Consider the following 715-nt stretch of genomic DNA (forward strand, 5'->3'; position numbering starts at 1 on the left):
GATGAATTCAGACATCATCGAGGTGCAACATCATACCATCCAAAAATGATGTTAAAAGTAGTTTTATATGCCTACACCCAATCTGTGTTTTCAGGACGTAAGATAGAAAAATTACTCAATGATAGTATCCGAATGATGTGGCTATCACAAAATCAAAAGCCTTCTTATAAAACGATTAATCGATTTAGAGTAAATCCCAAAGTAGACGCTTTATTAGAATCATTATTTATTCAATTTCATAGTCAGTGTTTGAAACAAAATCTTATTGATGATCAGGCCATTTTTATTGATGGTACGAAAGTTGAGGCAAATGCCAATCGATATACATTTGTATGGAAAAAGAGTATTCAAAACCATGAGTCAAGAATGAATGAAAACTCTAAAGCACTCTATCATGAATTGGTGATAAATAAAATCATACCTGAGATTAAAAAAGATCATGATAATGACTTAACAAAAGAAGAAATAGATTTGATTGGTAGTCATTTAGATAAAGAAATCGAAGATTTAAACCAACATATCGATAATGAAAAATGTACTAAAATAAGAAAACAAATACGGCTCAAAAGAACTAAAATTAAAAAATACAAAAAGCAAATTAATGATTACTCTCAGCGAAAGCATAAATACGAAGTCCAAAAATCTATTTTAAAGGATAGAAATAGTTATTCTAAAACAGATCACGATGCCACATTTATGAGAATGAAAGAAGATC

The 715-nt window shown here is 29.4% G+C and carries 1 pseudogene; it reads left to right on the top strand.

The features are described 5' to 3' along the window. Nucleotides 1-715 (top strand): annotated as a pseudogene (locus tag AC1Q7N_RS11710) (IS1182-like element ISSep1 family transposase); the annotation flags it as partial.

The sequence above is a fragment of the Staphylococcus sp. GW823-FHT05F06 genome (assembly GCF_058795495.1).